Below are 21,915 nucleotides of genomic sequence, written 5' to 3' on the forward strand. Positions count from 1 at the left end.
GGCGTCGGCTCAGAACCGCCAGATGAGCGGCACGTACAGCACGGCCGCCGCGAGGAACAGCAGGGCGAGCGGGAGCCCGAGACGCCAGTAGTCGCCGAACCGGTACCCGCCGGGGGACAGCACCATCAGGTTGGCCGGCGTCGCGACGGGTGTCAGGAAGGACGCCGCTCCGGCGACGGTCAACGCCATGAGGAAGGTGAGGGGACTGACCCCGAGGTTCACCGCGATCGCGGTGGCGACGGGCGCGACGATCAGCACCGTCGCGACGTTCGAGATGAACTGACCGAGCACGACGGTGACCACGCAGACCGCGAGCAGCGCGAGGTGCGGATCCGCCGAGCCGACGACGCGGAGAACCCCGTCGGCCACGACCTCCGCGGCGCCGGTCTGCAAGAACGCGGCCGAGAGCGGGATCATGCCGGCGATGAGCACCAGCGTCGTCCACGAGATGTCCTGATACAGGGCGGGAAGCGTCACGACGCGGGTGAGCACGAGGGCACCGGCCGCCACGAGGCCCGCCACCGCGGGCGGCGTGAGTCCCGTCGCCAGGAGCACGACCATGATGGCGGTGATGACGAGCGTGCGTCGGGCTCCCCGCCGCATCCCGGTCGGCACCGTCCGCACGGCGCCGGTGCGGACGGCCTCGGGTACCAGCGACAACGTCTCCGCCTCGCGCGGCCCGGATGCGGCATGCGCGGCGGCATCGGGCCGGGAGGGCAGCAGACGGTCTCCGAACAGGATGATGATGGTGAGGGCGGCTCCCAGCAGCGGCAGCCCGACGAGCGCGAACTCCGCGAAGCCGAACCCTCGGCCGGTCTCGGCCTCGGCGAGCTCTGAGACGACGACGTTCACCGGCGTCCCGGTGAGGGTGAGCAGCGACGCAGCCGATGCGAGGAAGGCCAGCGGGATCATCACTTTCGACGCGGGAATGCGGGCGCGTCGGGCGATCACTGCGGCGACGGGCACGAGGGCGGCGACGGCGCCGTTGATGCTGAGGAAGGCGGTCAGCACGGCCACGAGTGCACCGAGTGCGCCGAGGACCGGGCCTCGACGATGGCCGGCGCGAGCGACGATCAGGCCCCCGAGCCAGCGGGTGATGCCGCTGCGCTCGAGCGCGCTGGCCACGACGAACAGGCTGGCGATGAACAGCACCGTGGGATCGCCGAACCCGGCGAGCGCTTCGGGAAGGGTAAGCACGCCGGTCGCCCACAGGGCGAGGGCGACGCCGATCGCCACGACCTCGAGGGGTATGCGGCCCGAGAGGAACGCGAGCACCGCCAACCCCAGGATGAGGAACGTCGCGGTGACCGGATCCATGCCTCCACGCTAGCGGCGGGTGGCTCGCCGCATCCGGCCCGCGACCGTGCGATCAGACGAAGCGCACCGTGGCGTCCAGGCGCGTACGCACGTCGAACACCTCGTTGCCCCCGATGTCGCGCGCGCCCGTCACGCCGCGCCGCAGCACGGTGGCCAGCGCCGAGCGCCCGGCGACCACGACGGGCGTGCCGCGCACGGTGCCGAGCTCGGTGATCTGCTGGGCGAGGTCGTTGTCGGGCAGCACGACGATCGCGCCGCTGAAGCGCACCCGCGCCGCGCGGGCGACGACCCGCATCCGCGAGAGCAGATCGCTGACGGGGGCGCCGACGACGGCGGGGCCGATGATCTCGCCGCGACGGAAACCGACCGGGCCGCCGAAGTCCTCGGAGAGCACCCCGTAGAGGCCGCTCGGCCCGAGCACGATGTGGTCGAGCTTGTCGTCGAGGTCTCCGCTGCGACCGGATGCGGCGACGTCGTGCCAGACGCTGTAGCCCATGCCGAGGTCGGCGACGATGCGGGCGGTCGCCTCCTCGGCGAGCGCGTCGGCCAGGAGGCGCCGGATCTCGCGCGGCGCCGAGCGCACCAGTTGCGCGTCGTAGGGATCGGGCACCTCGGCACCGCGCCCCACCCACTCGCGGATGAGCGTGAGATACCGTTCGCGCCGCCATCCCCCGGGCTGGCCGGCGGATCGTGCGCGCGGACGCGTGTCCTGCCGTGCGCGCGGCGGCGTCCATGCACCCTCCGCCTCGGGCGCAGCGCTCACCGCACCCCGGCCGCGGTCGTAGGCCGCTCGCGCCTCGGGCGTGCCCACGAGCTCCCACGCCCGCTGCACCTCGACGAAGCGCACCGCGTCGCCGCCGGTGTCGGGATGCGTCTCACGCAGGCGCACCCGGAACGCACGCCGCAGGGTCTCGTCGTCGGCATCGGCTGCGACCTGGAGGATGTCGTACGCGGATGCGGAGAGGGGACTGTCGAACACGCCGCCTCGCTTTCACCTGCCGCACGGCAGCGTCCAGGCTACCGGCCCGTGCCTGTTCGGGCGCCGTGAGCTCAGCGTCGTTCGTTTCGTCGCGCGTAGGCGGCGGCCTTGCGACTGGACAGGGCGAGGAGCACCAGGATGTCGAGGCCGAGGTTCAACAGGGTGCTGCTGATGCGGATGTCCTGGCCCTGCACCCACCAGGTCGAGAAGGCGAAGCTGATCGACAGCACCGAGAACAAGAGCACGGTGACCCGCGAACGGTTGCCGCCGCGCAGGACGAAGATCGCCATGACGGCGTCGAACAGCAGCACGGCGCCGCCCACGAGCCAGACGAACCCCAGCCCGAGCGCCCGTTCCTCCTCGCTGAGGGGGACTCCGTCGATAACGACCGATGCGTCGTGCACGATGTGACGCCACTCGAACGTGATCGACAGCAGCCAGATCACTCCCGCCAGCACGCGCAGCAGGACGAGGAGTCCGCCGGCGACGGTCGCCGCGGGCCGCGGCATGTTGGGGTCGTGGTCAAGCGGACGCGCGAGGCGCGCCGGCGACTCGAATGCCGTGCGCTTGCGGGGGACCTTCTCGCTCACGCCGTCACCCCCCGCACGTCCACGATCGGCAGATCGCCGTCGGTGCGGATGCTGTCGCCGCCGCCGTTGCGGGCGTGATAGCCGGTGGAGAAGTCCGCGATCACGTCGACGCGCACCCGGGGCTCCGCCGCGGTCACGGTCTGCACGATGTGGTCGCGCTCGATGTCCGTGTCGGCGTCGATCCGGTGGGTCACCTGGAGGGTGAACAGCGACAGCCCGACGGCGGTGTCGAAGGTGCCGGCGGCCAGCCATTCGACCCGGCGTCCGCCCGGCAGCAGCCAGTCGTCGGGGCAGCGCCAGAAGCGCACGTGGTGGCGCTGCGCGGGGTTGCCGTCCACTTCCTGCTGGTAGGCGAAGTCCTGCTGCCTGGAGAACAGGAACAGCGGGCTGACGGGGGCCTCGTCGTAGCTGCGCCTGGTGAGGGTCGATGTGATGATGCGCCACGAGGAGGCGAGGGTCACGGGGTCGGCCTTCGTCCAGCCCGCTCGGCGCAGCACCTCCTCGATCTGCTCGGCACTGCCCATGAACGCGAGGTTGACGGGGTCGCCGAGTAGTCCGTCGCTCGTGCGTGTGCGACCGATGAAGTAGTCGGGCACGTAGATCATCGTCAGGATGCGGTGCAGCCGGGGCAGCACGAGGTACGCCAGCAGGACCCAGAACGCGATCGCGAGCGGGATGCCCCACCATCCGACGCGGAAGGTCTCGGTGAAGCTCAGGTAGGCAAGCCAGATCGAGGCGAGGCCGGCGAAGACGAAGAAGAAGCCGTCGAGCGCGACGCCGATCGAGTAGGTCCGGCGCTTCCTCTTCTCCCCCGCGGCCACGATCAGCCCCAGAGCGCCCGTGGGGGCCGGAAGGCGAAGGCCTGATCGACGATCCCGGGGTCGAGATCGTCGAGTGCGGCGGGATGCCAGCGCGGGGACCGGTCCTTGTCCACGAGCTGCGCGCGGATGCCCTCGACGAGGTCGTGCTGGGTGAGGGCGAACCACATCACGAGCCCGTACTCCTGCTCCAGCACCTCGCGCAGCGACCGCCTGCGCCGCGCGCGACGCACGGCCTCGAGCGTCACGGTCAGCGCGGTGGGCGAGAGCGCGGCGATCAGTTCGGCGGCGGCGACCGCATCCGGCTCGGGATGCGCGCGCAGCCGCGCGAGGATCTCGCTGACCGAATCGGCGGAGAACGCGTCGTCGATCCACGCTCTCGCCGTCTCGAGGCGCGAGATGTCGGGCGTCTCGTCGAACAGGAGCACGAGCTCCGCCGGCCCCTGCGGATCCGCGCGGGTCTCGAGGGCGTCGCGGAAGGCGTCGATGCGGTCCGAGGGAACGAGGTGGTCGGCGAAGCCGGCGTAGATCGCGTCGGCCGCATCCATCGTGCCGCCCGTCAGCGCGAGGTACTCGCCGATGCGCCCGGGCGCATGCGCGAGCAGCCACGTGCCACCGACATCCGGCGTGAAGCCGATGCGGGTCTCGGGCATCGCCAGCTGCGAGCGCTCGGTGACCACGCGGTGCCCGGCGTGCGAGGCGAGCCCCACGCCGCCGCCCATGGTGATCCCGTCGGCGATCGTCACGACCGGCTTCGGATACTCGGCGAGGCGGGCGTTCAGCGCGTACTCCGCGAGGAAGAAGTCGGCGGTGCGCTCCGCGTCGGAGCTCATCGCCTGCTCACGCAGGAGACGTACGTCGCCGCCCGCGCAGAAGCCGCGATCGCCCGCACCGTCGAGCAGCACGACCTCGACATCGGCGTCGTGCTCCCACGCATCCAGGGCCCCGGCGAGCCGTCGCACCATATCGATGTCGACGGCGTTGAGCGCGCGCGGACGGTTGAGCGTCAGCCGCCCCACCCCCTGATCCGACCGCACCAGCACCGTCGCATCCGTACCGCTCATGCCCGCCACGTTAGCGCCGCCGGAGCACCCGCACGGGATCGGCGAGAGTCGATCCCCGATTTTCCGCGGATTTCCGCCAGAATGGAGAAACGTTCTGACCTTGACGGAGGTTCCCATGCCCGACGGCCAGATCCTGGAGTTCTCCGAGGTCACCAAGAGATTCGGCACGATCGATGCCGTCTCCCGATTGAGCGCGCGTATCGAGCCCGGCCTCGTGACCGGGTTCCTCGGCCCGAACGGCGCCGGTAAGACGACCTCCCTACGCATGCTGCTGGGGCTCGTCCGGCCCACCTCGGGCACGACGACGATCGGCGGATCGCACTACAGCGAACTGCGCGATCCGCTGCGCACCGTCGGCGCCGCCCTCGAGGCGTCGAGCTTCCACCCCGGTCGCAGCGGCGCCAACCACCTGAAGGTCTACGCGCAGGCGGCGGGGCTGCCGACCGGCCGTATCGACGAGACGCTCGCCCTCGTCGGTCTCTCGGACGCCGCCGGACGCAAGGTCGGCGGGTACTCCCTCGGGATGCGGCAGCGACTGGGCCTGGCCACCGCGCTCCTCGGCGACCCGGGCGTCCTCGTGCTCGACGAGCCCTCCAACGGCCTCGACCCCGAGGGCATCAAGTGGATGCGGATGCTGCTGCGCGCCTTCGCCGACGAAGGCCGCACGGTGCTCGTCTCCTCGCACCTGCTCATGGAGATCCAGCAGACCGCGGATCGCCTGCTCATCCTCGCCCGCGGACGACTCGTGTTCGACGGCGGCATCGAAGACCTCGCCGACCCCGACGAGTACGCGACGGTCGTCGATGCCCCCGATCGCGCCGCCCTTGAGGCCGCGCTCACCGCGGCGGGACACTCGTTCGAGGTGCTGCGTTCGGGACTCACGGTTCGCGGAGCGGAGCCCGTCGAGGTGGGCGCGCTCGCCGCCGCATCCGGCATCGCCCTGTCGGGCCTGCAGCGCCGCGGTCCCGAGCTCGAGGAGATCTTCCTTGCGCTGGTCGACGGCACGCGCGTGCACCCACCGGTGGGCGAGGCCGCGGCCATCCCCGCGGTCGACGAGGACGCCCCGCTCGCACCGGAGAACGATCCCGCCCCGGAGACGTCGGAGATCACCGAGGCGCCCGACGTGGAGGTGCCGCTGGACGCTCCGGTTCCCGAGGGCGCCGCCGAGGCCGCTCGGGAGGATGCTGCGGCCGCCTCCGAGACTGCCCCCGCCGATCACACTGCCCCGGTCGAGGAGACCGCGGCGCCGGACGAGCAGCAGGCGGCTGCCGCCGATGATCTCGCGCCCGCCGCTGAGAGCGGAGAGGTTCCCGCGTCCGACTCCGAGCCGGCGGAAGGCGAGACCTCCGACGCAGATCCCGCACCGACCGAGGCCATCCAGATCACCGAGCCGATGGATGAGGCCGAGCCGCATCCCGAAGCCGACGACCGCGAGGAAGGGGGCCGGGCATGAGCCTTGTGAACGTCACCCGCTCCGAGCTGACCAAGCAGTTCACCACCTCGATCTGGTGGATCCTCGGCATCGTCCTCGCCGGTTACGTCGGGTTCACCGCGGCCGGCCTGTCCGTGGTGTTCGCGCTGGCCGCGAGCGGTGCCCTGCCCTCGAGCGGCGGCGGCCTCACGGCGACCGGCGTACCGGGCGACGTCAGCGCCCTGATCTACAGCCTCGCCGCATCCGTCGGCTACGTGTTCCCGCTGCTGATCGGCACGCTGCTGGTCACCGGTGAGTTCCGCCACAACACGCTCACCCCGACGTTCCTCACGACTCCGAAGCGCGGGCGGGTGCTCACGGCGAAGGTCCTGGCTGGGGCCGTCATGGGCCTGGTCTACGCCGCGCTGGCGCTGATCGTCACGGTCGGCCCCGCCGCCGGCGTCCTCGCCGGGTTCGGGCAGCGCACGGGCCTCGACTCCTCGGACACGTGGGCGATGCTGGGACGCATCGTGATCGCCTTCGTGCTGTGGGTCGTGGTCGGCATCGGCGTGGGTCTCGTGGTGCGCAACCAGGTCGCGGCGGTCGTCATCGTGCTCGCCTTCACGCAGTTCATCGAGCCCCTGCTGCGCTTCGGCGGCGCCTTCGTCTCCGGTCTGAGCGACGCGGCCCGGTTCCTGCCGGGAGCCGCAAGCGACACCCTCGTCGGCGCAAGCCTGTTCTCGGCCAGCGCGGGAGGGGATGCGGGCGCGCCGCTCGAGTGGTGGGTCGGCGGCCTCGTGCTGCTCGCGTACGGCCTGCTGCTCACGGTGCTCGGATACTTCGCCAGCTGGCGCCGCGACGTCGGCTGACCCACCTCCGGCGGGGGCCCGCGCTTCCTCGCCGAGCGAGCATCCGATCATCGAGCGAGTACCTCATTGAATGCTCATTCGGCGAACGGATGCTCGCTCGGCGGATGCGGGGGCCCGCCCCCGCGATGTCGGCTGACTCCCGGCTCCGCGGGACCCTGCTCAGCTGGAGGCGAGCTCGACGACGTCGGTCGGGTCGTCGCCCGCGTCGACGCGCAGCGCCCTCACGAGGGCCTCGCCGTGTCGGGTGCCGAGCACAAGGCGCTGGAACTCGGTGTCGCCCTCGAGGTCGATGACCACGCCGGGGCGGTTCTTGCGGATGACGGCGAAGTCCTTGCCGCCGGCGTAACGCCACGTTCCGATGGCGAGCGTCGCGGGGATGAATGTGCCGGGTGAGCGGACGCCGCGCAGCCACGTCCAGGGGTCGTCGGTCAGCTGCACCCGCGAGATCGCGGCACGATCGAGCGTCACATTCCGCTTGCGGAATGCCAGCGCCTTCTCGGCGCCCGACAGCACGATCTCGAGGTGTCCCGAGTCGAGCATGAGCGTCACCATGGTCCAAGTCTGCCAGCGACGCCTCGGCCGTGGCATCGAATTTGCTCACAGACGGACAACGATCCGCCAGCTTCGTGCGACCCCGACCGCGCACGGCGGTGGAAGACTGGACCGGTGCCCACGCCTCGTACCGACCCCCGGTCAGATGTGGGGCCCGAGACGGCTCCCGTGCTCGTCGCCCACGTGATCGACCGCGCCCGAGCGGGCGCACGGCTGAGCGTGAACGAGGTTCTCGCCCTCGTCACCGCCGACGGCACCGACCGCGATCTCCTGTTCGCCGCCGCATCCGCGCTGCGCGACGAGGGTCTCGCTCTCGCCGGGCGCCCCGGCGTCATCACCTACTCGCGCAAGGTCTTCGTGCCCCTGACGACGCTCTGCCGCGACCGGTGCCACTACTGCATCTTCGTCGACACCCCGGGCCAGCTGCTGAAGAAGAACAAACCCGCCTACATGTCGCCCGAGCAGGTGCTGCAGGTGGTGCGCCAGGGGGCGGCGCTCGGATGCAAGGAGGTGCTGCTGACCCTCGGCGACCGCCCGGAGGAACGCTGGCCCGAGGCGCGCGCCTGGCTCGACGAGCACGGGTACGCATCCACGCTCGACTACGTCGCGGCGATCGCCCGCCTCGTGACGGCCGAGACCGGCCTGCTCGCGCATCTGAACCCTGGCGTCATGCACGCGCACGAGCTCGAGACCCTCCGCCCGGTCGCACCCTCGATGGGGATGATGCTCGAGACGACCTCTCGCGCCCTGTTCGAGACGCCGGGCCAGCCGCACTTCGGGTCCCCCGACAAGGATCCCGCGCTCCGGCTGCAGGTGATCGAGGATGCGGGGGCTGCCCGCATCCCGTTCACCACCGGCATCCTGGTGGGCATCGGCGAGACCCCGCTCGACCGGGCGGAATCGCTCATCGCGCTGCGCGACGCCGAGGAGCGGCACGGCCACATCCAGGAAGTGATCGTGCAGAACTTCCGTGCGAAGCCGCGCACCGCGATGCAGGACGCCCCGGATGCGGACCTGCTCGAGTATGCGACGGTCGTCGCGGCGGCGCGGATCGTGATGGGAGCGCGGATGCGGATCCAGGTGCCGCCGAACCTGTCGGATCCGACCGAGTTCGCTCTGCTCGTCGGTGCAGGGATCGACGACTGGGGCGGGGTGTCGCCGCTGACCGCGGACCATGTGAACCCCGAGCGTCCGTGGCCGCACGTCGACGATCTGGCGGCGGCGACCGCATCCCTCGGCTACGAGTTGCGCGAGCGCCTCACCGCTCACCCCGAGTACCTCGCCGACCCCGACACATGGCTCGACCCCGCGATGCACGCCCCGGTCGCTGCCCTCTCCGACCCCGCGACCCACCTCGCCCGCACCGCCTCTCACGTTCAGAGGAACACCAACCCGAGCGCACGCGCGAGCACCGTGCGGGGGCTGGCGGAGCGGGCAGCGGCCGATCCGCTCGCGCTCGACGACGCCGAGTGGCTGCGCCTGCTCGAGGCGACGGGCACCGCCCTGGACGACCTCGCGCACATCGCCGACGACGTACGCCGCTACACGGTCGGCGAGGCGATCACGATCGCCGTCAATCGCAATCTCACCTCGACCGGTTTCCGCGCGGCGGGCGCGCAGACACCCGACCAGTTCGATCTCGCGGATGCGGCGGCGATCGCCGCGGACGCGTGGGACCTCGGTGCGACGGAGCTGTGCATCCAGGGCTTGATCGCTCCGCAAGAGGCGCCGGAGGCGTACCTCGACATCGTGCGGGCCGCGCGCGCCGCCGCGCCCGACATCCACCTGCACGCCTACCGTCCGCAGGACGTGCAGGACCTCGCCACCCGGAACGGCCTCACGCTCGACGAGGCGTTCGCCGCGATGCGGGATGCGGGCGTCGACACCGTTCCGGGCACCGGAGTGAAGGTGCTCTCGGAGCGCATCCGCGGCCTCATCGCTCCCGGCGATCTCGAGATCGACCGCTGGATCGAGACGATCACGGCCGCCCACCGCGCCGGGTTCCGCTCGACGAGCGTGCTCTTCTACGGTCACGTCGAGACCGCGGCGGAGCGCATCGCGCACCTCGGCACCCTGCGCCGCATCCAGTCCGAGACGCGGGGGTTCACGGAGTTCGTCCCGATCCCCCTCCCCGGCCCCGCGGGTGGCATCGGCCTGGTCGAGGGACGCTCGGCGCTCGACGAGCACCGCGCGATGGCGGCGGTGTCGCGCCTGTTCTTCTCGGGCAGCATCCCCCACATCCAGATCCCGTGGACCCGGCACGGACTCGAGACGAGCGCCGTGCTGCTGCAGGCGGGCGGCGACGACCTCGGCGGCACGCTGCTCGACGGTCGCGTGCGCCCCGAGGCCGGCATCGAGTCGGGCAACGAGCTTCCCCTCCCGGATGCGGCGCGGATCGCCCGTCGGCTCTTCCGCCCGCTACGCCAGCGCACCACGGTCTACGGCGAACCGTCGGACGAGCGCAAGGCGGCGGTGCGATGACCCGCGAGGTCGATGTCGCGATCGTCGGCGCGGGGTTCGGCGGACTCGCGATGGCGTCGGCCCTGCGTCGGGCGGGACGGGAATCGTTCGCCGTGCTCGATCGGGGCAGCTCGGTCGGCGGCACCTGGCGCGACAACACGTACCCGGGCGTCGCGTGCGACGTGCCCTCTCACCTCTACGGGCTCGCGAACCACCCGTGGCCGGACTGGTCGGGGCTCTTCGCCCGCGGCGACGAGATCCACCGCTACCTGCAGCACATCGCGGAAGCCGAGCAGCTCGGCGAGCGCCTGCAGCTGGACACGCCGCTGCAGTCGGCGGCGTGGGACGGCGAGCGCTGGCTCGTCGAGACCGGACGCGGCGAGGATGTGCGCGCCCGTCGTCTCGTACTCGCCTGCGGGCGGCTGACGGAACCGTCGATCCCCGACATCCCGGGACTCGAGACCTTCGAGGGCCCCTTGTTCCATTCCGCGCGCTGGGACCACACCGCGCCTCTCGCCGGCCGCCGCATCGCCGTGGTCGGCACGGGCGCGTCCGCCGTGCAGCTCGTGCCGGCGCTCGTCGCACAGGGCGCCGAGGTCGTGCTGTTCCAGCGCACACCGGCCTGGATCGTGCCGCGCGGCGACGTGGACTACACCGCCGCCGACCGGCGCCGGTTCGCCCAGCATCCGGACGAGCTGGCGCGGTTGCGCGACGAGCTGTACCGGGAGGGCGAGGAACGCTTCGCCTCCCGCTCCGGTGATGAGGATGCGGCGCGCGCCGCCCGCACGGTCGCGCTCGCCCACCTGGAAGCACAGGTGGCGGACCCGGCGCTCCGCCGCGCGCTGACCCCGGACTACGCGTTCGGCTGCAAGCGCGTGCTGCTCTCGGACGAGTTCTACCCGGCCGTCGCCTCGGATGCGGTCGCGTTCGAGCCGTCGGCGCTCGCGCGCGTGGACGGCGGCGAGCTCGTTGCCGCATCCGGCGCCCGCTACCGAGCCGACATGCTCGTGCTCGCGACCGGGTTCGCCGCATCCGAGCAGCCCTATGCGGAGCTCGTGACGGGCGAGCAGGGCGAGACACTCGCGGAGCACTGGAGTGAGGGGATGACCTCCTACGCCTCTACCGTGGTCGCGGGCTTCCCCAACCTGTTCGTGCTCAACGGCCCCAACGCGTCGCTCGGACACAACTCGTCGCTGCTGATGCTGGAAGCTCAGGCGGAGTACGTGGCCCGCTGCCTCGACCGTGCCGGCGACGGCATCCTGCGTCTGCGTCCGGATGCGGAGTCGGCGTACACCGCCCGCATCGATGCGGCGGCCGCATCCCGCCCCTGGCTCACCGGGGGCTGCGACAACTGGTACGTCGACGCCCGGTCGGGAAGGCTCACCCTGCTGTGGCCCGACACCGTCGACGCCTTCCGCGCCATGCTGGGTTCCACCGATGGGTCGGAGTTCCTGCCGGCCCCACTGCACCGCGACGCGTCGCGGGCGAGAGGAGAGTCATGACCGTTCCCCTGCGTCTGGGCTACAAGGCCTCGGCCGAGCAGTTCTCCCCCGATCGACTCGCCGACTTCGCCGTGCTGGCGGAGGAGGTCGGTTTCGACTCGGTCTTCATCTCCGACCACTTCCAGCCCTGGATGCACGAGGGCGGTCACGCCCCGGCGGCGCTGCCCTGGCTCGGGGCCGTGGGATCGCGCACCTCGCGGGTATTGCTGGGCACGAGTGTGCTGACGCCGACCTTCCGCTATCACCCCGCCGTCGTGGCGCAGGCGTTCGCAACGCTCGGGGTGATGTTCCCTGGCCGGGTGATCCTCGGCGTGGGCACCGGTGAGGCGCTCAACGAGGTGACCCTCGGACTCGACTGGCCCGAGCCGCCCGAGCGGTTCCAGCGCCTCAAGGAGGCCATCACCCTCATCGAAAAACTGTGGGCGGGCGAGCGCGTCACCTATGAGGGCAACTTCTGGAGTGTGAGCGACGCGACGGTCTACGACCGCCCGACGACGCCCGTGCCGATCTACATCGGCGCCGCGGGCCCCGCGGCCACACGTCTGGCGGGGCGCATCGCCGACGGCTTCATCACGACGAGCGGCAAGGATCCGAAGCTCTACACCGACACACTGCTCCCGGCCCTCGCCGAGGGGATCGAGAAAGCGGGACGCTCGAGCGACGACGTCGACACCCTGATCGAGGTCAAGGTCTCCTACGCCGCCGACCGCGAGACGGCGCTGGAGAAGACGCGCTTCTGGGCACCGCTCGCGCTCAGCGCCGAGCAGAAGATGGGCATCCACGACCCGATCGAGATGCAGCGTCGCGCGGCCGAGCTGCCGATCGAGCGCGCCGCATCCCGTTTCATCGTCTCGACCGATCCCGACGAGCACGTCGAGCAGATCGCCCGCTACGTCGACCTCGGTTTCCGGCACCTGGTGTTCCACGACCCGGGTGAGGACCAGGAGCAGTTCCTGCGCACCTACGGCGAGGAGATCCTTCCGCGTCTGCGCGCCCGCTTCGCGTGAACCTCGACTGGACGATCGTCGTCCCGCTGAAGGCGGCGGCATCCGGCAAGTCGAGACTGGGCGCGAGTGCCGCACTGGTTCGCGCGATCGGCCTCGACACCGTCGCGGCCGCCGCCGCGGTCGCGCGCGTCGTCGTCGTGACCGCGGATCGCGAGACGGCAGCGGCGGTGGCGGCGATCGGCGGCGTGACGGTGGTCGCCGAGGAAGTGCCGCGTGGCCTGAACGCGGCGATCGCGCTCGGGATGCCGGCATCGCACGCGCCTCGTGCGGCGCTGCTCGGCGACCTGCCGGCGCTCCGCTCCGATGACCTGCGCGGAGCACTGGATGCGGCCGCATCCGTCGACCGCGCCGTCGTCGCGGATGCCGAGGGAACCGGCTCGACCCTCGTCACCGCGCGTGCCGGGGTGACATGGCGGAGCGCCTTCGGAGTGGACTCGCTGGCCCGCCATCTGGCGCTCGGCTGCGTGCGCCTCGACGTGCCGGAGGAGTCGACGCTGCGTCGCGACGTCGACACGGCGGCGCAGCTCGCGGCGGCATCCGCGTTGGGTCTCGGACCCCACTCCGTTCGGTTCTCCACAGGCGACCCGGTTTCGCAGGGAGGCCCTCGCCGAGAGGCGTAACGTGCCAAAGGTGAGCGACGATTTCATGCGGGATGCGGACGCGTCGATCGCCCGCGTCGAGCAGCAGATCGCGGCTGCCCAGGAGCAGGCGAAGCGCGGTCAGCAGTTCCAGCGCGAGGTCGCAGAGGTGCGCGCCACGGCCAGCTCACCCCGGCGTGAACTGCGCGTGACGGTCGACGCGTCAGGCCGGCTGCTCGATGCGGACCTGTCGGATGCGGCCATGGAACTGTCCCCGCAGGCGCTGTCCCGCTTGCTCGTCGATACCGCGCGCGCCGCACAGCGCCAGGCGGGTGAGCAGGCGGTGCGCATCGCCGCGGAGTTGTTCGGCGAGCAGGCCGGCGCCACCGAGCGGCTGCGCGCCGAGATCGCAGACGCCCTGCCGCAGGGCGGCGGGACGAATGTGCGGTGGTCGTGATGGCCGACCACATCGCTCTCGACGGCGATCTCATCGCCGCACAGGCGTCGCGGGTCGAGCTCGTCGCGTCCGACGTCTCGGTCGCGCGGGATGCGGCCGGGTCCACGAACATGAGCGGCGGCGCCTTCGGCGTGCTGTGCGCGTTCCTCGTTCCGCCTGCCCAGCTGGCGGCCGCGATGGCGCAGCAGGCGATCGGCTCCGCCGAGCAGATGCTGCGCCGGTCGGCGACGGAGCTACGCGGCGTCGGCAGCGACATGGCCTCGTTCGAGGATGACGTCGTACAGGGCATCAACACGCTCGGTCAGGGACTCGGTTGAGCACCGCGAACGTGCTGGTGGCGGCGCCCATCGACACGGCGACACCGTTCAGCGGCGCGGGGCTGCTCGACTCGGGCAGTCAGCTCGTCGCCGCAGTGGACTCCGGATCCTGGGTCGAGGGCGGCCTCGCGGGCGTCGGCGTCGCGATCGATGTGGCCGCCACGGCGATCGACCCGCTGGGGTCACTGATCGGGGCGGGTCTCGGCTGGATCATCGACCACCTCGAACCGTTGAAGGGCTGGCTCAACGACTTCGCCGGCAACGCGGGCGAGGTCGCCGCCTTCGCGCAGACGTGGTCGAACATCCAGACCCAGCTGGAGACCTCGGCACAGGAGCTCGCCCATGTCGTGGGCCAGGTCGACGAGATGGCGGGTGAGGCGATGGAGGCCTACCGCCGATTCCAGCAGGATGTCGCGCAGCATCTGTCGGGGGCCGCATCCTGGGCCGGGGCGATGTCGACGGGTCTGCAGATGGCGTCGACGATCGTGCAGGTCGTGCACGATCTGGTGCGCGATGTGCTGTCGCAGCTCGCCGGCGCGATCATCTCGTGGGTGGCCGAGCTGGTGGTGACGGTGGGCCTGGCCACGCCCGTCGTGATCGGTCAGGTGACGACGCGCGTCAGCCAGCTCGCGACCACCGTCGGCGAGACGGTCACGAAGGTGCTGCGCTCGTGCAAGAACCTCGGCAAGCTGCTCGACGACCTGAAGGGTCTGCTGCAGCGCGCGGGCGACCTGTTCAGCAGCGTGCTGAAGGGCGGCGGCTCGGGGCCGTCGGTGCGCGCACCGGACGGCCCCACCATCCGTGCCCGCGTCGGCGATCCGCTCTCCCCCGCCGACCTCAAAAGCATGATCGATGAGGGGTATCACACGTCGATCTTCAGCGACAAGGTCGTGCAGCACTACGACCACTCGGCGGCGACGCTCGGCCGGTCGGGCTCGGATGTGTGGGCGATGCCCACAGAGGATGCGGCCAAGATCCACACGCCCGCGCAGGCGGCGCGCGAAACCGGCATGGCGCCCATGGCGCAGGACGCCTACCTCAACGGCGGGGACATCTACGCCGTGCACTTCCCGGTCGACCCCGGCGAGCTGCGCCGCCCGACGGTGGCGGATTCGGGCGGGTGGGAGCACTTCTACCCCGACCCCACCAACACGAGCACCACCTACGGCCACACCGCTGTCAACACGGGCACGGGGGCGTACCTGGTGAACTCCACGCGTGAGACGCTCATCGCCGGCGGCGACGCGATGCGCAGCAACGCGGTGCTGACGAAGCTGGAGAATGGAGCGTGGGTGCTCGTGAGACGGTATTGAGCACTGAGACGGAGCTCGGGTGCCCGGTGTGCCGCGAGGGCGCGTACAGCGGCGGGCAGCCGCGGTTCGTGACGTCGACCTCGCCGGTGGACCTGCTCTATCGTTGCGAGGTGTGCCGCACGTGGTGGTTCGACAACAGCCGAGGGCTGCGTCCGATGACAGACGAGGAGGCGCGCGAGCGCTTCCCGAACGAGGTGGGCAATGACTGAACCGACCGTCGTCGATCTGGCGATCCTGCAGGCGCGCGAACAGCGTCTGACGATGCAGACCGTGCTGTGGACGTTCGCCGCATCCACCGTCTACGTGCCCAGCGGCGGCGACCCCGGCGAGGATTTCCGGGGCTTCCAGCCGGTGTACTACCCCGGCGCCTCCGAGCGCGTGCTGGCCGTGTTCACCGACCCCGACCTCGCGAGCGAGCTCGACGCTCTCGCGCCGTGGATGGTGACGTTCACCGGTGCCGACCTCATCCGTCGCATGCCGGTGGGCGAAGGACTCGTCGTGAACGCGGGCTCGAGCGTCGGCTTCGAGCTTCCTGCCGCGGGCCTCGCCGCCTTCCGCCAGGAGCTGGAGACGGCACGGAGCCTCACCGGGCATTAGCGCGGAACGACATCGGGGAGCGAACGCGCGCGTTCACTCCCCGATACCTCAATCGACCCGCGTCTCACGGGTTCGCGCCATCGTCAGCGCTGGAACAGTTTCGCCGCGTTGCGGTCGGTCGTGACGTAGTCCTCGGCGATCGACTCGGTCGCCGAAGCGATGCTCGCGAGCACGGACTTCATGTGCTCGAACTCCATCGACCACGCGCGCTGTGCATTGTCGTAGGCCACGCGGGCCGCGCCGTCCCAGTTGCCGCGCAGGCGGTTCGCTTCTTGCTCGAGTGCTCGCAGAGCGCCCTCGATCCGCTGTGACTCGCGCCGTAGTTCGGCGGCGGATGCGGTCAGTGCCGAAGGAGTGATGCTCAGATCGCCCATCTCACATGCCTCCCATCATCGCGCCTAGGCCACCGATCGTGGACTGGTGCTGCTCCTCAATGGCCTCTTGCGAACGCACCGTGGACCGCAGTGCCTCCTCGAGGTGCACCAAGGTCTGATTGATCTTCTGCGCGCCCGCCGTCCACGTCTGCATCATCTGCGCGTAGGACTGAGCCGCCTCGCCCTGCCAGATCGACCGGATCTGGTCGAGCTCCGCGGCGACGCGACGGGTGCTGTCGGCGATGTCGAGATGAGTCGCGGAGACCGCCTCGGCACCGCGCAGCAGCGCTCCCTCTTCTGCGGAGATCTTCTCGCTCATGTGTCAGTCCCTTCCCCCTGCGCCCGCGCCCTCGGAGCGAGGGCCGAACTCTGCATCGTCTTCGATCGACGGCGCGATCGGGCCGCCGAGGCCGCGACCCTTCTTGTCGCTGCGTCCGCCTCCACCGGCACCCGCACCGGCACCGCCGCCACCCATCATGCCGGTGGCACCGCGCGAGCCACCGGCTTCGCCGGCGGCGCCAGCCGCACCGCCGGCACCCACGCCCCCCTTGCCCAGGAGGCCGCCACCGGCACCTCCACCGGCGTTCGCCGTGAGGCCGCCGCCGAGACCACCGGCGCCACCACGCCCGGCGATACCGGCACCGCCGCCACCGACGCCGCCGATGCCACCCAGGCGCCCGAGTCCTCCAGCCGCCGCGGCCTTACCCAGGCCGCCGAGAGCCGCAGCTCCTCCGGCGCCGGCCATGAAGCCACTGGACAGACCGCCTGACCCCGAACCGCCCGAGCCGACTCCGCCGAGACCGCCGGGTCCGCCCGAGCCGCCGGGCAGCAGAGGCGTATGACCACCGGGGTATGTGCCGATGCCGTCGGTCGGACCATCGGGGTGGACGATGACTCCGGGACCTGGCAAGGGCAGGGGCAGTGCGTTGTAGATGGGCGGTCGACCCGTGCCACCACTCCCGTTGTCGTCGCCCCCCGGCGGAGGATCAGGAATGAAGCGCGGGGGCTCGCCGACGGGACCGGGAACGACGACCCCGCCGCCGCCGTTGCCGACGCCCGAGGGGACGTTGTAGTCGGGGTAACGCTCGAAGCTGGAGCCGTTGTCGCCCCCGCCCGGATCCCAGTTGGAATCCCGCAGATGGTCCGGGATGTTGGGAATCGCCCCGTACACGTTCGCCATCGGCGGCGGCGGCGGGAACGCCCGGATGTCGGAATCGATCTCCGAGCTGACCTGCTCCACGCCCCTGCGCGCCTGCTCCTCCCGCTGCGAGCCCATGTACCAGTTGGCCGCTGCGATGGCGCCCTCTCCGGCGATCACGGAGAACCCTCCGAAGAAGAACTTGGCGCCGTCGGCCGCGTTGCGGATCGCACTCTGCTGATCGCTGCTCAGTCCCCCCGGGCCGAGCTGCGCCAGGAGGTTGCGAGCGGACTCGCGGCGGTCGTTGGCCGACTGGATGGCCCGCGGGAGCGAGGTCTTGACGTAATCGATCAGATCGCCGATGTCGGACTTCGCCGCATCCATCTGCGCGGTGACCTCGCGTTCCGCGCTTCCTTTGATACCCGGATCGCTGGCGACGCGGTTCATGAGCGTCGTCAGCGCAGTGAGCGCCTCACCGACGCGGTCCAGGTTCGGAATCCGCCATTCAGACCCCTGCGCGAGGTTGGTGAGACGGGTCTCCCATTCACTCATGGCTGCCCCTTTCGCTGGGAGCTGTTGCTTCTACGGACGAGTACCACGGTCACGACGACCGCGGCGATGATGAGGATGAGGACACCGACTCCGACCCCGAGGATCACGGGGAGGATGGATGCGCCCGAGCCCTCCGGGGCGTCGGGAGCGTCAGGCCCCGTCGGTGCCGGCGACTCCAACGCCGACGCGGCCGCCTCGACGTCGGCGGGACTCGGCACCTGCGTTCCCTTGCCGAGGACCGGATTCACATCGTCGTACTGCGTCGGGTCCTTGCTGAGCACGTGCTGCAACGACGCCGCCCCGAAACCGAAACCGCCGGTCGCGCTGTACTCCAGCGGATGATCGTCCTTACCGGTGTTGTGCACCAGCGACTGCATGAGCTGGTTTCCGGTCGCGGACGGGTACTTCTGTTTCGCGGCGGCGAGGATCCCTGCGACCTGGGGCGTGGCCAGCGACGTTCCTGTGGCGCGGCCCGACACGTTCCACGAACCTGAACCGTCACCGATGACGGCGATGTCGACGCCGGGAGCGACGACCGTGGTGTCGAGGATCGCGTTCGGCACGCCTAGGCCTCCGATGGCCAGATTGCCATCGATGTCGACGCCGCTGACCGCGATCACCGCGTTCAATCCGGCAGGGTAGATGCCTTCTTTGATGCCGTTGTTCGGGTTGCCCGCGACGATCGGCACCTTCATGGCGGCGGCCTTCGCGACGGTGAGGTGGTCGTTCGCTCCCGGCATCCCGATGACGATGGCCGTCATGATGATGTCGGCCCCGTCGTCGAGAGCGCGCTGGATCATCCACATCACGGGTGTCAGACCGGCGGCGTCGACCTCCGGTGTGGGCGTGCACTCGGCGAGCGCTCCAACACCGTAGAACGTCACCGACGCGTCGGGCACGATGCCCTTCGTCCCCGCCACCCCCGTGCCGTTCCCGACGAGCATCGCCGTCACGGTCGAGCCGTGCTCCGACATGGCGTTCGCCTCGGTCGTGGACGGTTCGGCGCCCTCGCAAGCGGCTCCCGGAGCGACGGTCAGATCGGCGCCCGCGAAGTCAGGGAGCTCCGGGTTGATCTGACTGTCGACCACCGCGATCTTGACGCCCTCGCCCGTCCAGCCCTCGGCATGGACTCCGGCCACGTCATAGACGTCGTACCACCACTGTCCGTCAGCGGCTGCCGCAGGTGTCGCGGGCACGACGACCGCGAGCGCTGCGATCGCAGCCACCCAGCCGGCCGTTCGTCGCCGTGAGCGACCGGACGACCGGTGACCGCTCACCACGCCTTCGCCGCGCCCGACCCGGTGCCCGTCGCGGGCGGCTGGGGGGACGAACTCGAGGTCGTACCGGAGGTCGGGTTCGCCTCGGCAGCCGCTTCGATGAAGGCAGCGGCTTGGCGAGCTTCGAGCGAGGTGTCACCGTCGGTGGTCAACAGAGCATCCGCCGCCTTCTGGAGGGACTCCGCGTTCTGCTCGATGTACATGCGGACCACTTCGGTCTTCGCAGCCACCGCACCCGCGACGTACTTCAGAGCGTTGACGTACCTGGCCTGTGCAGCCTCCTCGGCGGCGCCTTCCACCGTCTTGATGTCGCCTTCGGGCGGCAAGATGGCGGCCTGCTCTTGCAGACGCTGGACGTTCTGCGCAAGAAGATCGAGGCTGAGCGCGATTTGACTGACGATGCTCATGGTGTTCCCCCGGTAAGTCTGTGTGTGAAAGTCGGATGCGGGCCGGCACGGTTCGTCACCGGCCGACCCGCAGCACGAGGCGTGTCAGAGCGCGAAGCGCCCAGCGGCCGAACGGTCGGTCGAGACGTATCCCTGCGAGATCTCTTCGGTCTTCGCCGCGATCTGCTCGAGGAGCGTGTTGAGGGCGATCAGCGACTGGTTCCACTTGCGCTGAGCGTCGTCGTAGGCGTTCTGCGCCTCACCGTTCCAGGAAGCGCGGAGCTTGCCGACCTCGGACTCGAGGGTCTCGAGCTGAGACTTGATCCCGTTGGCACCGCCGCGGATCTGCTGCGAGAGCGCGATGACCTGCTCGGGACGGACGGACATGGACTGCATGGAGGTTTCCTTTCCGAAAGCCTGCGCCGAAGCGTCAGGCGCCCATCATCGAGTTGAGACCGGAGATCGTCTGCTGGTGCGACTCCTCCGAGGCGGCCTGGTCGCGCTCCGTGCCCGACAGGGCCTCCTCGAGCGTCACCAGCACCTCGTTGAGCTTGGTGGTCTCCTGGTTCCACCGCGCCATGAGCTGCGTGTAAGCGCCGGCTGCGGCGCCCGTCCAGAATCCGGAGACCTGCTCGATCTCGGAACGGACCTTCTTGACCTGCTGGTCGACACCGGCCTTGGCCGTGTTGACTGCCTGGGCGCCGCGCTTGAGAGCACCCTCTTCAGCGGAGATCACATCTGCCACGACTTCCCCCTCATCCCTCATCATCGGCGTTCCCGCCAGCCGGCCGCTCTTCGCGAGGTGAAGGGCGTAGGAAACCGACCGATCTAAAGCTAGGGAGGTTTTCGAGGGGTGGGCAAGCTCTCCACAGGGCATTGCCATGAGACTTCTCTCACGTTATAACCCACCCGACCTGCATCGTCCAGCAGCCATGCCCAGCGTGCGCAGGACCATAGAATGGCGGCGCGCGAGGACAGCGCATCTTGTCGCCCGAGCCGGAGGGGGAGCCCGCACCGTGGCCCAGACGATCAGCGCGCCGCGCGCGCTACTTCGGATCTCCGTGCAGAGCGAAGGGCGCCGGCTCGACATCGGCGTGCCCGCCCACGTGCCGCTCATCGAATTCATGCCCGGCTTCGCCCGGAGTCTCGGTGTGCTCGATCCGACCATGACCTACGCGGGCTACGCGCTGCAGAAGGCCGACGGCACGGTGTTGGATGCGGCGCAGGGCGCAGCGTCGCAGGGAGTGTCCGACGGCGACGTCCTCACGCTCGCCCGTGGCGGGCTCATCGCACAGCCGCGGGTCTACGACGACATCGTCGAAGCGGTCATCGACGCCACCGGACAGCAGAACCGTCCGTGGACCGCGCGGGACAACGCCCGTACCGCTCTGGCTGTCAGCCTCACCCTCCTCGGTCTCTGTGCTCTCCTCCTGCTGGCGGCCGGCCCCTCGCTGGGCCTCGGGGCGCTCATCGCGGGCGGCGGCGCCGTCATCCTCGCGACCGTCGCCGCCGTCGTCGCCCGGCTCGGGCAGCTCGAGGCAGGCCAGGGGCTGGGCATTGCCGCATCCGTCTTCGCCGCCCTCTCGGGATACCTCGCCGTCCCCGCATCGCTGGATCTGTGGGGCTGGCCGCTCGCCGCCGCGGGGCTCGGAATGCTCGTTGTGGGAGGGGCCGCACTCGCGCTCATGCCCGACCGCGCCGAGGTTCAGCTCGTGCCCGTGGCGCTGGGCGGAGTGGTCGGGATCACCGCAGCGATCACCGCGCTCCTGCCCGAGGGCACGGTCGCACCCTACGCACTGATGATCGGAATCGTCGGCACGCTCTCCGGCACTCTGCCGTGGCTCGTCCTCAGCTCGACGCGTCTGCGCGTCATCTCACCGCAGAGCGATGCGGACATGTTCGCCGACCCGCAGCCGATCGACGCCGCCGACGTGCGGGCGCGCACGGCGCGCGGACAGCGCACCCTCGTCGCCCTCCGCGTCGCGCTCGGCATCGCCGTGCTCGCCGCCACACCGCTCGTCGCCTCCGACGGCGTCGTGGGCGCGATCCTCTGCACGCTCGCGTTCCTCGGCATGATGTTCCCGTCCCGCCAGACCTACGCCCGCTCGGGCGTGCTCGCCATCATGGCCGTCGGCACCGCCGGCCTTGCCGTCTCCGGTCTGACCATCTCACTGACCCAGCCCGACCTGCGCGCCGCGCTGCTGATCGCGCTGGGGGCGGCCGCCGCGATCGTGGTGACCGTCACGCTGCTCTCACCGAAGGCCCGCACGCGCCTCGCACGACTGTCCGACACGGTCGAGCTCGTGCTGCTCGCGCTGCTGCTGCCCTTGGGCGTCATCGCGGCGGGGCTGGCCTGA

The 21,915-nt window shown here is 70.7% G+C and carries 25 protein-coding genes; 12 read left to right on the top strand and 13 right to left on the bottom strand.

What is annotated here, in order from left to right; translation table 11 throughout:
- Window positions 1-9: 9 nt before the first annotated feature.
- The 5 genes from LXM64_RS14280 to LXM64_RS14300 all read right to left on the bottom strand — a co-directional run bounded on the left by LXM64_RS14280 (window position 10) and on the right by LXM64_RS14300 (window position 4,768).
- Complete coding sequence (locus LXM64_RS14280) at window positions 10-1,317, bottom strand: SLC13 family permease (protein ID WP_234073787.1); 1,308 nt, start codon at window positions 1,315-1,317, stop codon at window positions 10-12.
- A gap of 52 nt (window positions 1,318-1,369) precedes the next feature.
- Complete coding sequence (locus LXM64_RS14285; RefSeq protein WP_234073788.1) at window positions 1,370-2,296, bottom strand: J domain-containing protein; 927 nt, start codon at window positions 2,294-2,296, stop codon at window positions 1,370-1,372.
- 71 nt (window positions 2,297-2,367) lie between these two features.
- The gene (locus LXM64_RS14290) at window positions 2,368-2,886 is read right to left on the bottom strand and encodes a hypothetical protein (RefSeq protein WP_234073789.1); all 519 of its coding nucleotides are present in this window, start codon (window positions 2,884-2,886) and stop codon (window positions 2,368-2,370) included.
- Window positions 2,883-3,707 (bottom strand): LssY C-terminal domain-containing protein, encoded by an 825-nt coding sequence (locus LXM64_RS14295; RefSeq protein WP_234073790.1) that lies wholly within the window; start codon window positions 3,705-3,707, stop codon window positions 2,883-2,885. Before LXM64_RS14295 ends, LXM64_RS14290 begins: the two co-directional genes overlap by 4 nt.
- Before the next feature lie 2 nt (window positions 3,708-3,709).
- Window positions 3,710-4,768, bottom strand: a complete 1,059-nt coding sequence (locus LXM64_RS14300) for an enoyl-CoA hydratase/isomerase family protein (protein ID WP_234073791.1) — start codon at window positions 4,766-4,768, stop codon at window positions 3,710-3,712.
- 115 nt (window positions 4,769-4,883) lie between these two features.
- Between LXM64_RS14300 and LXM64_RS14305 the strand changes: the two genes are divergently transcribed.
- Both LXM64_RS14305 and LXM64_RS14310 read left to right on the top strand, forming a co-directional pair.
- Window positions 4,884-6,221, top strand: a complete 1,338-nt coding sequence (locus LXM64_RS14305) for an ABC transporter ATP-binding protein (RefSeq protein ID WP_234073792.1) — start codon at window positions 4,884-4,886, stop codon at window positions 6,219-6,221.
- A complete protein-coding gene (locus tag LXM64_RS14310; protein WP_137418823.1) occupies window positions 6,218-7,048 on the top strand; it encodes an ABC transporter permease in 831 nt (276 codons plus the stop codon). Before LXM64_RS14305 ends, LXM64_RS14310 begins: the two co-directional genes overlap by 4 nt.
- 159 nt (window positions 7,049-7,207) lie before the next feature.
- On the opposite strand, the gene LXM64_RS14315 is transcribed toward LXM64_RS14310, so the two are convergent.
- Window positions 7,208-7,600: a hypothetical protein gene (locus tag LXM64_RS14315; protein ID WP_234073793.1), complete on the bottom strand. Its 393-nt coding sequence runs from the start codon at window positions 7,598-7,600 to the stop codon at window positions 7,208-7,210.
- A 114-nt stretch (window positions 7,601-7,714) separates the two neighbouring features.
- On the opposite strand from LXM64_RS14315, the gene cofG reads away from it, so the two are divergent.
- Genes cofG through LXM64_RS14360 form a run of 9 tightly spaced genes read left to right on the top strand, consistent with a single transcriptional unit; the run spans window position 7,715 to window position 15,831 of the window.
- Window positions 7,715-10,081 carry a 7,8-didemethyl-8-hydroxy-5-deazariboflavin synthase CofG gene (gene cofG, locus LXM64_RS14320; RefSeq protein ID WP_234073794.1) on the top strand — a complete coding sequence of 789 codons (2,367 nt, stop codon included), beginning with the start codon at window positions 7,715-7,717 and terminating at the stop codon, window positions 10,079-10,081.
- Entirely contained in the window at window positions 10,078-11,562 is a 1,485-nt protein-coding gene (locus tag LXM64_RS14325) for a flavin-containing monooxygenase (protein WP_234073795.1), read from the top strand. Before cofG ends, LXM64_RS14325 begins: the two co-directional genes overlap by 4 nt.
- Window positions 11,559-12,569, top strand: a complete 1,011-nt coding sequence (gene fgd, locus LXM64_RS14330) for a glucose-6-phosphate dehydrogenase (coenzyme-F420) (protein WP_234073796.1) — start codon at window positions 11,559-11,561, stop codon at window positions 12,567-12,569. The genes LXM64_RS14325 and fgd overlap by 4 nt, the downstream gene beginning before the upstream one ends.
- Window positions 12,566-13,189: an NTP transferase domain-containing protein gene (locus LXM64_RS14335; RefSeq protein ID WP_234073797.1), complete on the top strand. Its 624-nt coding sequence runs from the start codon at window positions 12,566-12,568 to the stop codon at window positions 13,187-13,189. The genes fgd and LXM64_RS14335 overlap by 4 nt, the downstream gene beginning before the upstream one ends.
- Window positions 13,190-13,199: 10 nt before the next feature.
- Window positions 13,200-13,604 carry a YbaB/EbfC family nucleoid-associated protein gene (locus LXM64_RS14340; RefSeq protein WP_234073798.1) on the top strand — a complete coding sequence of 135 codons (405 nt, stop codon included), beginning with the start codon at window positions 13,200-13,202 and terminating at the stop codon, window positions 13,602-13,604.
- Window positions 13,604-13,921 (top strand): hypothetical protein, encoded by a 318-nt coding sequence (locus tag LXM64_RS14345; RefSeq protein ID WP_234073799.1) that lies wholly within the window; start codon window positions 13,604-13,606, stop codon window positions 13,919-13,921. Before LXM64_RS14340 ends, LXM64_RS14345 begins: the two co-directional genes overlap by 1 nt.
- Window positions 13,918-15,234, top strand: coding sequence for a hypothetical protein (locus LXM64_RS14350; RefSeq protein WP_234073800.1), 1,317 nt, complete (start codon window positions 13,918-13,920; stop codon window positions 15,232-15,234). The genes LXM64_RS14345 and LXM64_RS14350 overlap by 4 nt, the downstream gene beginning before the upstream one ends.
- Entirely contained in the window at window positions 15,231-15,443 is a 213-nt protein-coding gene (locus LXM64_RS14355) for a hypothetical protein (protein ID WP_234073801.1), read from the top strand. The genes LXM64_RS14350 and LXM64_RS14355 overlap by 4 nt, the downstream gene beginning before the upstream one ends.
- Window positions 15,436-15,831, top strand: coding sequence for an SseB family protein (locus LXM64_RS14360; RefSeq protein ID WP_234073802.1), 396 nt, complete (start codon window positions 15,436-15,438; stop codon window positions 15,829-15,831). Before LXM64_RS14355 ends, LXM64_RS14360 begins: the two co-directional genes overlap by 8 nt.
- Before the next feature lie 83 nt (window positions 15,832-15,914).
- Here LXM64_RS14360 and LXM64_RS14365 read toward each other — a convergent pair whose 3' ends face one another.
- The 7 genes from LXM64_RS14365 to LXM64_RS14395 all read right to left on the bottom strand — a co-directional run bounded on the left by LXM64_RS14365 (window position 15,915) and on the right by LXM64_RS14395 (window position 20,303).
- Window positions 15,915-16,205 (bottom strand): WXG100 family type VII secretion target, encoded by a 291-nt coding sequence (locus tag LXM64_RS14365; RefSeq protein WP_234073803.1) that lies wholly within the window; start codon window positions 16,203-16,205, stop codon window positions 15,915-15,917.
- Between the two features lies 1 nt (window position 16,206).
- A complete protein-coding gene (locus tag LXM64_RS14370) occupies window positions 16,207-16,524 on the bottom strand; it encodes a WXG100 family type VII secretion target (protein WP_234073804.1) in 318 nt (105 codons plus the stop codon).
- Window positions 16,525-16,527: 3 nt separating this feature from the next.
- Window positions 16,528-17,895: a hypothetical protein gene (locus LXM64_RS16075; protein ID WP_267955110.1), complete on the bottom strand. Its 1,368-nt coding sequence runs from the start codon at window positions 17,893-17,895 to the stop codon at window positions 16,528-16,530.
- Complete coding sequence (locus LXM64_RS14380) at window positions 17,892-19,121, bottom strand: S8 family peptidase (RefSeq protein ID WP_234073805.1); 1,230 nt, start codon at window positions 19,119-19,121, stop codon at window positions 17,892-17,894. The genes LXM64_RS16075 and LXM64_RS14380 overlap by 4 nt, the downstream gene beginning before the upstream one ends.
- Window positions 19,122-19,168: 47 nt before the next feature.
- A complete protein-coding gene (locus tag LXM64_RS14385; protein ID WP_234073806.1) occupies window positions 19,169-19,579 on the bottom strand; it encodes a hypothetical protein in 411 nt (136 codons plus the stop codon).
- 84 nt (window positions 19,580-19,663) lie between these two features.
- A complete protein-coding gene (locus tag LXM64_RS14390) occupies window positions 19,664-19,954 on the bottom strand; it encodes a WXG100 family type VII secretion target (RefSeq protein ID WP_234073807.1) in 291 nt (96 codons plus the stop codon).
- Between the two features lie 34 nt (window positions 19,955-19,988).
- Window positions 19,989-20,303, bottom strand: a complete 315-nt coding sequence (locus tag LXM64_RS14395) for a WXG100 family type VII secretion target (RefSeq protein ID WP_137418805.1) — start codon at window positions 20,301-20,303, stop codon at window positions 19,989-19,991.
- A 271-nt stretch (window positions 20,304-20,574) separates the two neighbouring features.
- On the opposite strand from LXM64_RS14395, the gene eccD reads away from it, so the two are divergent.
- Window positions 20,575-21,915, top strand: coding sequence for a type VII secretion integral membrane protein EccD (gene eccD, locus LXM64_RS14400; protein WP_234073808.1), 1,341 nt, complete (start codon window positions 20,575-20,577; stop codon window positions 21,913-21,915).

This window comes from Microbacterium binotii, from assembly GCF_021398715.1.
Classification (GTDB): domain Bacteria; phylum Actinomycetota; class Actinomycetes; order Actinomycetales; family Microbacteriaceae; genus Microbacterium; species Microbacterium binotii_A.

What these genes read in the sequence shown, in the direction of transcription:
- LXM64_RS14390 (WP_234073807.1), bottom strand. Translation starts at nt 19,954, where the DNA reads ATGCAGTCCATGTCCGTCCGTCCCGAGCAGGTCATCGCGCTCTCGCAG.
- LXM64_RS16075 (WP_267955110.1), bottom strand. Translation starts at nt 17,895, where the DNA reads ATGAGTGAATGGGAGACCCGTCTCACCAACCTCGCGCAGGGGTCTGAA.
- LXM64_RS14300 (WP_234073791.1), bottom strand. Translation starts at nt 4,768, where the DNA reads ATGAGCGGTACGGATGCGACGGTGCTGGTGCGGTCGGATCAGGGGGTG.
- LXM64_RS14310 (WP_137418823.1), top strand. Translation starts at nt 6,218, where the DNA reads ATGAGCCTTGTGAACGTCACCCGCTCCGAGCTGACCAAGCAGTTCACC.
- fgd (WP_234073796.1), top strand. Translation starts at nt 11,559, where the DNA reads ATGACCGTTCCCCTGCGTCTGGGCTACAAGGCCTCGGCCGAGCAGTTC.
- LXM64_RS14325 (WP_234073795.1), top strand. Translation starts at nt 10,078, where the DNA reads ATGACCCGCGAGGTCGATGTCGCGATCGTCGGCGCGGGGTTCGGCGGA.
- LXM64_RS14280 (WP_234073787.1), bottom strand. Translation starts at nt 1,317, where the DNA reads ATGGATCCGGTCACCGCGACGTTCCTCATCCTGGGGTTGGCGGTGCTC.
- LXM64_RS14365 (WP_234073803.1), bottom strand. Translation starts at nt 16,205, where the DNA reads ATGGGCGATCTGAGCATCACTCCTTCGGCACTGACCGCATCCGCCGCC.
- LXM64_RS14305 (WP_234073792.1), top strand. Translation starts at nt 4,884, where the DNA reads ATGCCCGACGGCCAGATCCTGGAGTTCTCCGAGGTCACCAAGAGATTC.
- LXM64_RS14370 (WP_234073804.1), bottom strand. Translation starts at nt 16,524, where the DNA reads ATGAGCGAGAAGATCTCCGCAGAAGAGGGAGCGCTGCTGCGCGGTGCC.
- LXM64_RS14345 (WP_234073799.1), top strand. Translation starts at nt 13,604, where the DNA reads ATGGCCGACCACATCGCTCTCGACGGCGATCTCATCGCCGCACAGGCG.
- LXM64_RS14315 (WP_234073793.1), bottom strand. Translation starts at nt 7,600, where the DNA reads ATGGTGACGCTCATGCTCGACTCGGGACACCTCGAGATCGTGCTGTCG.
- LXM64_RS14360 (WP_234073802.1), top strand. Translation starts at nt 15,436, where the DNA reads ATGACTGAACCGACCGTCGTCGATCTGGCGATCCTGCAGGCGCGCGAA.
- LXM64_RS14385 (WP_234073806.1), bottom strand. Translation starts at nt 19,579, where the DNA reads ATGAGCATCGTCAGTCAAATCGCGCTCAGCCTCGATCTTCTTGCGCAG.